This is a genomic window from Nonomuraea sp. NPDC049400, assembly GCF_044466425.1.
GTDB lineage: Bacteria > Actinomycetota > Actinomycetes > Streptosporangiales > Streptosporangiaceae > Nonomuraea.
Genome location: NZ_JBITMP010000016.1, coordinates 98,582 through 106,862 on the forward strand (window position 1 = coordinate 98,582; position 8,281 = coordinate 106,862).

An 8,281-nucleotide genomic window follows, 5' to 3' on the forward strand; every position below is an offset into this window, starting at 1 on the left:
CTCTCTTCTCCGCGGTGCGACCACTATGCGCGTCGCCGATCTACGGGTGCTTAACAGTCACTTGATTCCCGGTAATACGGATCCGCCACGACGGGCTCGCCGTCGGCGTACGTGTACACCTCCCGGCCGGAGACGAACACCCGCAGCGCCCGGCTCATGACGTCCAGCGGGTCCCCCGACCAGATCACCACGTCGGCGTCGAGCCCGGGCTTCAGCGCGCCCACCCGGTCGTCGAGGCCCATGATCCGGGCCGGGTTCAACGTGATCGAGCGCAGCGCCTCGGCCGGGTCGAGGCCCTCCTTGACCGCCAGCGTGGCCTGGTGGACGAGGAAGTGGATCGGCACGACGGGATGGTCGGTGGTGATGGCCAGCGCCACCCCGGCCCGGGCGAGGATGCCCGGGTTGCGCAGCGAGCGCTGCCGCAGCTCGACCTTGGAACGGGCGGTGAAGAGCGGGCCGATGATGACGGGGACGTTCCTGGCGGCCAGGGTGTCGGCCAGCAGGTGGCCCTCGGTGCCATGGTTGATGATCAGGCGGTACCCGAACTCGTCGGCCAGCCTGAGCGCGGTGGCGATGTCGTCGGCCCGGTGCGTGTGCTGGCACCACGGCAGCTCGCCGTCCAGCACGCGGGCCAGGATCTCCAGCGTGCCGTCGCGGTCGAACTGCTTGCCCTCCGCCGCGGCCGCCGCCCGCCTGGCCTGGTAGTCCTGTGCCTTCATGAACGCGTCCCTGATCACCGCGGCCACGCCCTGCCGGGTGGAGGGCAGCTTCTTCTGGTCGCCGTACACGCGCTTGGGGTTCTCACCGAGCGCGCTCTTGACGCTCGCCGGCTCCTTGATCAACATCTCGTCCACGGTCCGGCCCCAGCACTTGACCGCGACCGTCTGCCCGCCGATCGGGTTGCCGGAGCCGGGCTTGATCACGGCGGTCGTGACGCCGCCCGACAGCGCGTCGGCGAAGGCCAGGTCGGCGGGGTTGATGGCGTCGAGCGCGCGCAGGCGGGCGCCGTTCGGGTCGGTCATCTCGTTGGTGTCCTGGCCGGCCCAGCCCTCGGCCTCCTCGTGCACCCCGAGGTGGCCGTGGGCCTCGACGAAGCCGGGCAGCACCCAGCCGCCCGCGGCGTCCACGACGGGGATCCCCTCGGGCACGGCCACGCCCCGGCCAACCGCGACGATCTTCCCGTTCTGTACGAGCACAGTGCCGCCGTCGATGGGGTCGCCGTCAATCGGCACAACATATCCACTGGTAATGGCAAAATTCATGGCCTGTAACTTATCGGGCGGCGGATAGCAGCCCCAGATGGCACAGGCTCGTCGAGACGCTGCACAGCTGGGGATAGGCTGACATATCCGCATCTGCATGGGTTGCGCAGGGAGTACGGCGAATGTCGCAGGAGTACGGGCCAGGCACGGGCCCGGCCCCCCGGTCGCTCAGCGACGAGGAGCTCTCCGGCCTGCTGTCCGGCCAGCGGTTCGGCTCGCTGGCCACGAACAAGGGCAGCGGGGACCCTCACCTGTCCACCGTCATCTACACGTGGGACCCGAACCAGCGCGTGGCACGTATCTCGACCATCGCCGACCGGCTCAAGGTCCGCCAACTCCACAAGGACCCGCGCTGCGCCCTCTACGTGGCCAGCGACGACTTCTGGTCGTATGCCGTGGCCGAGGGCGAGGCGGAGCTGTCGCCGGTCAGCGCGGAGCCGGGCGACGAGGTGGGCATGGAGCTGCTCGCCATGCAGGAGGGCATCGAGGATTCGTACGCCTTCCTGCGCCAGATGGTCGAGGACCGGCGGTTGGTGATCAGGATCCGGGCGTCGCGGCTGTACGGGACGGCTCTGTCCGTGCCTTCCTGATGGCGCGGTGCCGGTTGTAGGCCACCGACGCGATCACGACCAGGACGAGCGCCAGGTCGATGCCCGCCGACCAGCTCATGGCGTGGACGTGGTCGCCGCCCTCGGCGGCGGCGAAGAAGACCGCGCCGATCACGGCCACGCCGCCCGCGCCCGCGAACTGCTGCGCCGTGCTGAGGATGCCGGACCCGATGCCGGCCTGGTGCGGCGCGACCTCGACCAGCGCCGCCCCGATGAGCTGCGGCAGGACCAGCCCGTTGCCCGAGCCGACGAGCATGAGCGCGGCCATGACGTACGGCAGGCCGAGACCGGCCGTGACCACCAGCAGGGTGAGGCCGAGCCCGGTGATCGTGCCACCGATCATGACGACGATCAGACCGTACCTCCTGACCAGCCGCGTCCCCAGGATCGAGGTCACCGAGAACAGCACCCCCATCGGCGCGAACGCCAGCCCGGCCTGGAAGGCCGTCAGCCCGAGCCCGCCCTGGAGCAGCAGCGTCAGCGTGAACATGAACGACGCGAAGTACGCCATGAACGCGACGATCGACCCCACGCCCGCCAGGTAGGAGTGGACCTTCAGCAGCGCCAGGTCGAGCACCGGCCGGCCGTCGCGCGCCCCGAGCACCCGCTGCCAGCGCCAGGTCAGCGCGAACACGGGAACGGCCGCCGCCATGCTGACCCAGGTCCAGGCGGGCCAGCCCAGGCTGTTGCCGAGGCCGAGCGGCACCAGCACCAGGGCCAGCCCGGCCGCGCCCGGCAGGTCGAGCCTGGCGCGCCGGGCGGTCTCGACCTCGGGCAGCAGCCAGACGGCCAGCGGCACCACGATCAGGCCGACGGGCAGGTTGACCAGGAAGATGATCCGCCAGCCGAGCCCCAGCACGTCGGTGGTCAGCAGCAGGCCGCCCAGCACCTGCCCGGCGATCGAGCCGAGGCCGCCCGCGACGCCGTACCAGCCGAGGGCGCGCGCCCGCTCCTCCGGCGGGAACACCGCCGAGATCGTGGCCAGCACCTGCGGCACCATCGCCGCGCCCGTCAGGCCCTGGAGCGGCGAGCCGGGCCGGAGAGCGGCAGGGCATCCAGCCCGTAACCAGCGACGGCCCGAGGGAGCGCGACCATAAACACGCGCAGGCGGGCGGCCACCAGCTGGGCCGGGTTCAGGGCGATCCCGCACAGGACCGACGCGACCGTGAACGCGGCCACACCCCAGATGAACAGCCGCCGGTAGCCGTGGCGGTCACCCAGCCGCCCTCCGGTGATCATGCCGGCCGCGTAGGTGAAGGCGTAGCCGGCCACGATCAGCTCGAGGGCGGCCGGACCCGCGTTCAGGTCGTGTTCGATGGAGGGGCGGCCACGTTGACCACGAAGAAGTCGAACTGAGCCATGAACCAGGCCGACAGCAACACAGCCAACGTAGCGCCATATTTCACACCATTCAGGCTAGAACTTCACGAACACCTCGGCCCCACGAGGGTTCTCAGGTCCAGGCGCGGCCGGGGAGGTCTCCCGCAGGCCGTGCCGCGACCACCAGCGCGACAGCGGCGCCGGAGCCCACCAGGCCCAGCGGCCGAGCAGGCGCATGGTGGCGGGCACCAGCAGGCCGCGGACGATCGTCGCGTCCACGCCGATCGCGATCACCAGGCCAACGCCGATCATCTTCATCAGCGTGACCTGCCCCAGCGTGAAGCCGCCGACCACCACGAGCAGCAGCAGGGCCGCGCTGGAGATCACACCGGACGAGCGCTGGGCGCCCACCGCGACAGACTCCGCGCTGTCATGCGTCCTGTCCCATTCCTCCCGGATCCTGGAGACCAGGAACACCTCGTAGTCCAGCGCCAGCCCGAACGCCATCACCAGGATGATGACCGGGAACACCACGTCCAGCCATCCGGCGGGATCGAAGCCCAGGAGCCCGGACAGGAACCCGTTCTGGAAGATCAGCGTGATCGCGCCGAACGAGGCCGACAGCGACAACATGTTCATGACGATCGACTTCAGCGGCAGCACGACCGAGCCGAACGCCCAGAACAGCAGCACCCCGCAGGCCACCGCCACGAACAGGGCGAACCACGGCATCCGGTCCGCGACTGCCTCGCGCACGTCGAGGAGGGTCGCCGGGCGGCCGGTCACCAGGGCCGTGGCGCCGGACGGTGCCGGGACGGCGCGCAGCTCGCGGGCCATCCGGGCGGCGGCGTCACTGGTGGGCTCCGCGCGGTAGGCCATCGTCAGCCGGGCCACGTCACCCTGCTGCCCGGTCACCGTCACGCCGTCCACGCCGTCGACCTGGCCGAGGCGCGCGGCGTACTCCTGGGCCTGCCGGGGCGTGACCGGGGTGACGACGGCCGTCATGACGCGGTCGGGCGCGCGGTCGAAACGGCCGCCGAGCTGCTCGGCCACGATCCGGCTGCTCGCGTCCGCGGGCAGCAGCGCCGGGTCGGGGATGCCCCACCGCACGCCGAGGAAGGGCGCGCCGAGCGCGATGAGCAGGCCCCCGACGGTCACCGTGGTCACGACCGGGCGGCGCATGGCGCCGTGCGCGAGCCGGTACCACCAGCCGCGCTCGGAACGCCGCGGCAGCGGGACACGCAGGGAGTTCACCCGGTGCCCGGCGATGCCGAGCAGCGCGGGCAGCACGGTGAGCGTGGCTCCGACGGCGAACAGCACCACGGCGGCGCCCGCGTACCCGATCGAGCGGTAGATGAGCTGCGGGAAGATCAGCAGTCCGAGGAAGCAGGTGGCCAGCGTCAGCCCGGAGAAGACCACCGCACGTCCGGCGGTGGCCATCGTGCGGGCCACCGCGTCCTCGACGTCACGCGCCGTCTCGAGCTCCTCGCGGAAGCGGGTGACCAGGAGGAGGGCGTAGTCGATGGCCAGGCCGAGGCCCAGGACGGTGACGATCTGGAAGGCGTACGTCGAGACGTCCACCAGCGAGGTGAGCAGGCGCAGAAGCGTCAGCGACCCGAACATGGTGATCAACCCGATGGCCAGCGGCAGCCCCGCCGCGACCGCGCTCCTGAACACCAGCACCAGCAGGAGCATGAGGATCGGCAGCGAGATGACCTCCGCGCGCACGACGTCGCCCATGCTGAGCCGGTTGATCTCCATCGGGAAGACCAGGGGGCCACCGTGGGTCGCCGTCAGCCCGGGGGCCGCCAGGCTGTCCTTGATCGCGGTGTAGCTCGCCGCGCGGTCCTCGCCCGCCATCGTGAGCGTCACGTAGGTGGCGTGGCGATCCTTGGAGACGTACTGCGGGGATTTCGTCGACCAGTACGTGTGCGCGGCGCCGACCTTGGCAGCCGGCAGTCGGCCGACGACTGTCGCGATGGCGCTCGCGAACGCGGGGTCGTCGACCGTCCGCGTCCTGCTCTCGTACACGACGATCACGTCCACGCCGTCGTGCGCGAACGTGCTCTCCAGCAGCTCGTCGGCGCGGTTGCTCTCGCTGCGCGGGTCGACGAAGCCCGCGCCGCCCGTGAACAGGCCCATCGCCGTGCTGCCGAACAGCCCGCCGACCACCGTGACGACCAGCGCCGCCGCCACGACCCACCACCTCCGGCGGACAGCGAACCGGCCTATTGCTGCGAACATCTCAATTCCTTTCAGAAACGGGCCCTGGCGACGGCTGTGTCGGCCAGGGCGCGCGGAAGCGGTGCCCACTGTGGTCGCCGGGCGGGGGCGGGCGCTTCCGTCCCTCGTCTCGGCCCGGCGGCCACTTGGCGGAGCGGACCCGGCCACTTGAGGGAGCCACGGCCGCCTGCCGCCCGCCTAGCATCTGGACGTGCTCACCCGCTGGACAGAACGCCTCTTCGACGACCAGACGGCCGCCGCGCGCCTGGCGGCGCTGTCGGTGCTGGCCCTGGGCGACCTGCAGCTGCTGCACCCCCCGGAAGGGGTGGCCGACTGGGCGCTGGCGCTCGCGGGGCTGGCCGCGTGCCTGGCGGGCATCCGCGCGCCGACGGCCGCCACCGCCACGGTGTCCGGGCTGCTCGTCGCGGGCGACGCGATCGGCACCCACGTGGGCATACCGCTCAAGGCGATGGTGGCGGTGGCGCTGTTCGAGCTGGCGCTGCGAGGGCGCGGGCGGCGGATCGCCGTCGGGGCGGGGGTGGCGGCGTTCTTCCTGACCGTGCACGCCATGTCGGCGCCGTCGGCCGAGGTGCTGCCGGTCCTCTTCCGGCTCGCCATCCTGGCGGGGGTGCCGCTGCTGTTCGGGGCCTATCTGCGGCTCACGCGCGAGAACGCCCGCCAGGCCAGGGAGCGGGCCGACGCCGAGGAGCGGCGCCGCCGTTCGGAGACGCTGGCCGCGCGGGCCGCCGAGCGCACCGCCATCGCCCGTGAGCTGCACGACCTGGTGGCCCATCACGTGTCGTCCATGGTACTCAGGGTCGGGGTCGCCCGGCACGTGCTGCCTGCCGCCGATGCCCGGGTGAGGCAGGTGCTCGACGACCTGCACGACTCGGGCAGCGCGGCCCTGGTGGACCTGCGCCGGCTGGTCGCGGTGCTGCGTGATCCCGCGCAGGTGGGCGGCGGGCCGTTCTTCTCCCTGGTCGATCGTGCGGACCTGCCGGGGGCGCTGGAGGAGGCCGCGGCCCGGGTCCGGCAGACCGGGCTCACGGTGCGGACGGAGATCGACCAGGCGGTGGCCGGGCTCGACTCCGTACGCGGACTGACGGTGCTGCGGCTGGCTCAGGAGGGGCTGGCGAACGCGGCCAAGCACGCGGGAGAGAAGGCAGAGGTACGGATGCGGGCGCGGGTGGCGGAGGGAACGGCCTTGCTGGAGATCGTGGACGACGGCGGCACCGCGCGGCACGGGCACGAGCGCGGGGACGGGCATGGGCTGATCGGGATGGCCGAGCGGGTGGAGCTGCTCGGCGGCCGGTTGGCGGCGGGGCCGTCGGGGCGCGGGTGGCGGCTGTACGCGGAGCTGCCAGCCCCGGACGTGCCCGCGGCCGGCGACGTGGTGGCCGGGGCGGTGCCGGCATGATCAGGGTGCTGCTCGCCGACGATCAGAAGCTCGTGCGCGTGGGCCTGCGCATGCTCTGCGAGTCGGACCCGGAGATCGAGGTGGTCGGCGAGGCGGGCGACGGGCGTGAGGCGGTGCACCTGGCCGCCGAGTCGCTGCCTGACGTGATCCTCATGGACCTGCGGATGCCCGGCGTGGACGGCATCACCGCGACCGGGCGCATCATGGCGGCCCGCCCGTCCAGCCGGGTCGTCGTGCTGACCACGTTCGACGACGACGACCATCTCTATCCGGCGCTGGCCGCGGGCGCGTTCGGGTTCCTGGTGAAGGACTCGCCGCCGGGCGATCTGCTCGCCGCGCTGCGCAGGGCGGTGGCCGGCGAGCCGCCGTTCAGCCAGTCCGTGCTGGGGCGGCTGGTCGAGCAGGCCGTACGCGCGCGTGGGCCCAGGCCACAGGCGACACCGGAGGTCCCCGAGCTGAGCCCGCGCGAGCGGGACGTGCTGGCCATGGTGGGCGCCGGGCTGTCGAACCGGGAGATCGCCGAGCGCCTGCACCTGGGGGTTTCGACGGTCAAGACGTACGTGGCGAGCCTGATGCGCAAGACCGGCGCGCCGAACCGGATCCGGCTGGCCGTGCTCGCCGCGCAGTCGTCAGGAGCTCAGTAGGTCGTCCAGGACGTCGGGCTTGTTGGTGATGATCCCGTCCACCTTGTAGGTCAGCATCCGGCGCATGACGTCCGGGTCGTCCACCGTCCAGGCGAGCACCTGCATGCCGAGTGCGTGCACGCGCCGTACGTACGAGGAGGTCAGCGAGGTGTACGGCGGGTTGATCTGGTCGGCGAACTTGGCCAGCCCCGGCAGCTGGGCCATGGACGGCGTGCCGAGCAGCCCGATCGGCACGTCGGGCAGCAACCGGTGGAAGGTCCGCATCGACTGCCAGCTGAAGGACTGCACCACCAGCCGCCCGGGCTCGAGCCAGCCTGAATGGCGGCGCAGCTCGGCGGCGACGCGGGCCTCGATGCCCGGGTAGAGCTCCGGCTTCTTGATCTCCAGCAGCAGGCCCATGCCCGACCCGCTCATCTCACGCAGCGCCTCGCCGAGCGTGGGCACCTTCTCGTCCTCGTACTTCCCGGAGAACCACGAGCCCGCGTCGAGCCGGCGGATCTGGTCGAGCGTCAGGTCGCCGACCCGCCACGGAGCCAGGTCGGGGAAGACCCGCTCGGCGTCGGTGGTGCGGGTCAGGGTCGTGTCGTGCATCAGGACCAGCTGGTGGTCCTTGGTCTCCTGGACGTCGAGCTCGAACATGTCGGCCCGCTGCTTGTCCGCCAGCTCGAAGGCGGCGATGGTGTTCTCGGGAGCGTACGCGGACGCGCCGCGGTGGGCGACGTTGGTGGCGGCGGTGGCCGCCTGGGCGGGGGTCGTCAGGACGGTGGTCGAGATCGCGAGGATGACGGCGAGTCGCCTGAACATGGG

8 protein-coding genes are annotated in these 8,281 nt (G+C 71.9%); 3 read left to right on the forward strand and 5 right to left on the reverse strand.

What is annotated here, in order from left to right; translation table 11 throughout:
• Nucleotides 1-50: 50 nt before the first annotated feature.
• The gene (locus ACIBVN_RS25840; protein ID WP_397140469.1) at nt 51-1,262 is read right to left on the reverse strand and encodes an amidohydrolase; all 1,212 of its coding nucleotides are present in this window, start codon (nt 1,260-1,262) and stop codon (nt 51-53) included.
• A 122-nt stretch (nt 1,263-1,384) separates the two neighbouring features.
• On the opposite strand from ACIBVN_RS25840, the gene ACIBVN_RS25845 reads away from it, so the two are divergent.
• A complete protein-coding gene (locus tag ACIBVN_RS25845; protein WP_397140471.1) occupies nt 1,385-1,852 on the forward strand; it encodes a PPOX class F420-dependent oxidoreductase in 468 nt (155 codons plus the stop codon).
• On the opposite strand, the gene ACIBVN_RS25850 is transcribed toward ACIBVN_RS25845, so the two are convergent.
• The 3 genes from ACIBVN_RS25850 to ACIBVN_RS25860 all read right to left on the reverse strand — a co-directional run bounded on the left by ACIBVN_RS25850 (nt 1,800) and on the right by ACIBVN_RS25860 (nt 5,434).
• Entirely contained in the window at nt 1,800-2,858 is a 1,059-nt protein-coding gene (locus ACIBVN_RS25850) for an MFS transporter (protein ID WP_397140473.1), read from the reverse strand. The two genes, ACIBVN_RS25845 and ACIBVN_RS25850, sit on opposite strands and share 53 nt — an antisense overlap.
• Before the next feature lie 23 nt (nt 2,859-2,881).
• Nucleotides 2,882-3,142 carry a hypothetical protein gene (locus ACIBVN_RS25855; protein ID WP_397140475.1) on the reverse strand — a complete coding sequence of 87 codons (261 nt, stop codon included), beginning with the start codon at nt 3,140-3,142 and terminating at the stop codon, nt 2,882-2,884.
• A gap of 144 nt (nt 3,143-3,286) precedes the next feature.
• Nucleotides 3,287-5,434: an MMPL family transporter gene (locus tag ACIBVN_RS25860; RefSeq protein WP_397140477.1), complete on the reverse strand. Its 2,148-nt coding sequence runs from the start codon at nt 5,432-5,434 to the stop codon at nt 3,287-3,289.
• Nucleotides 5,435-5,624: 190 nt separating this feature from the next.
• On the opposite strand from ACIBVN_RS25860, the gene ACIBVN_RS25865 reads away from it, so the two are divergent.
• The gene (locus tag ACIBVN_RS25865) at nt 5,625-6,830 is read left to right on the forward strand and encodes a sensor histidine kinase (RefSeq protein WP_397140479.1); all 1,206 of its coding nucleotides are present in this window, start codon (nt 5,625-5,627) and stop codon (nt 6,828-6,830) included.
• Nucleotides 6,827-7,474 carry a response regulator gene (locus ACIBVN_RS25870; protein ID WP_397140481.1) on the forward strand — a complete coding sequence of 216 codons (648 nt, stop codon included), beginning with the start codon at nt 6,827-6,829 and terminating at the stop codon, nt 7,472-7,474. Before ACIBVN_RS25865 ends, ACIBVN_RS25870 begins: the two co-directional genes overlap by 4 nt.
• On the opposite strand, the gene ACIBVN_RS25875 is transcribed toward ACIBVN_RS25870, so the two are convergent.
• Nucleotides 7,460-8,278, reverse strand: a complete 819-nt coding sequence (locus ACIBVN_RS25875; protein ID WP_397140483.1) for a glycerophosphodiester phosphodiesterase — start codon at nt 8,276-8,278, stop codon at nt 7,460-7,462. The two genes, ACIBVN_RS25870 and ACIBVN_RS25875, sit on opposite strands and share 15 nt — an antisense overlap.
• Between the last annotated feature and the right edge of the window lie 3 nt (nt 8,279-8,281).

Coding starts and splice junctions, on each gene's coding strand:
- ACIBVN_RS25860 (WP_397140477.1), bottom strand. CDS start 5,434: ATGTTCGCAGCAATAGGCCGGTTCGCTGTCCGCCGGAGGTGGTGGGTC.
- ACIBVN_RS25870 (WP_397140481.1), top strand. CDS start 6,827: ATGATCAGGGTGCTGCTCGCCGACGATCAGAAGCTCGTGCGCGTGGGC.
- ACIBVN_RS25840 (WP_397140469.1), bottom strand. CDS start 1,262: ATGAATTTTGCCATTACCAGTGGATATGTTGTGCCGATTGACGGCGAC.
- ACIBVN_RS25875 (WP_397140483.1), bottom strand. CDS start 8,278: ATGTTCAGGCGACTCGCCGTCATCCTCGCGATCTCGACCACCGTCCTG.
- ACIBVN_RS25845 (WP_397140471.1), top strand. CDS start 1,385: ATGTCGCAGGAGTACGGGCCAGGCACGGGCCCGGCCCCCCGGTCGCTC.